The 1,284-nt window shown below is 66.6% G+C and carries 1 protein-coding gene; it reads left to right on the top strand.

Features of this window, described 5'->3' with window-relative positions; all coding sequences use genetic code 11:
- Positions 1-299: 299 nt before the first annotated feature.
- On the top strand, positions 300-1,284 hold a 985-nt coding region (locus GSE44_RS25025), incomplete at its 3' end, for an OmpA family protein (protein ID WP_159351534.1).

The raw sequence follows: 1,284 nt of genomic DNA, 5'->3' as shown, positions 1-1,284 counted from the left end.
GTCCGCTGGTCCCGACCGCCGATGGCGTGCGTGAGCCGCAGAACCGCCGCGTCGAGATCGTGCTGCGCTAAGCAGCACGACCCTCTCGCGGGGAAAGTTGGGGGCGGGACCGCAAGGTCCCGCCCCTCTGCGTTTCCACTTACGGACCGCCCGCAGAACATTCTTGTGGCTTTCGTGCCACAGGCGGCCTGTATGAATAGATCAGTCCGCCCCGATATAAACCCAAGTGATCCTTCGGCATTCCTGTCTTGCCGCAACAATGGCGGACCACTTGCCCCCCGTTTGAAGGATCTCCCGTAATGTCGCTCCGCAAGTCACTGCTCGCCGCGACCATGCTGACCCTGCCCCTCGCAGCTCCGGTGGCTGTCCAGGCTCAGCCGGTTTCCGGCCTCTACATCGCCGGCGGCGCCGGCGTGAACTGGCTGCAGGATGCCAAGATTGCTGCCACCGGGCCGCTGGCCACGGAGCTTCGCGCCCTCGGGGTGAACCCGGGTGGCAAGGTGGCCTTTGATGCGGGCTGGGGCGTCGTTGGCAGCCTCGGCTGGGGCTTCGGCAACGGCCTGCGCCTTGAGGTCGAGGGCAACTACCGCGAAAACGATGTGAGCAAGATCCGCGGCTTCAACGGCATCACCACCAGCCGCGTCGAAGGCACCTCGCGCAGCTACGGCGTGATGGCCAATGTCCTCTATGATCTCGACCTGTCCCAGTTTGGCATGCCGAGCTACGTGCAGCCCTATGTCGGTGCCGGTGTTGGCTACATCTGGCGTGAGTTCGACGATGTCGGCCTCACCGTGCTGGGCGCCCGGATCCGTGACAGCGGCACCGACGGCCGCTTCGCCTATCAGGGTATCGCGGGCCTTGGCTTCCCGCTCACCCGCTTCGGCGTGCCGGGCCTGACGCTGACGACCGAGTATCGCTTCCTCGGTACGCTTGAGCACAGCATCGACACGACGAGCAGCGGCGGCAGCTTCACGGTTGGCCGTGGTGGCACCAAGTCCGAGAACTATAACCACTCGATCATGATCGGCCTGCGCTACGCCTTCAACGCGCCGCGCCCGGCGCCGGCTCCTGTCGTGGCCCCGGCTCCGGCCGCTGCCCCGGCTCCGGCCCGCACCTACCTGGTGTTCTTTGACTTCGACCGTGCTGACCTGACGGACCGTGCCCGCCAGATCATCGCCGAAGCCGCCCAGGCGGTGACCAGCACCGGCACGACGCGCATCGAAGTGGCCGGCCATGCCGACCGCTCGGGCACGCCGCAGTACAACCAGCGCCTGTCCATGCGCC

Origin of the sequence: Muricoccus harenae (assembly GCF_009848505.1) — a bacterium.
Classification (GTDB): Bacteria; Pseudomonadota; Alphaproteobacteria; order Acetobacterales; family Acetobacteraceae; genus Roseomonas; species Roseomonas harenae.
The sequence above is the reverse complement of the archived record's forward strand: the minus strand, read 5'-3'. Positions and strand labels throughout refer to the sequence as shown.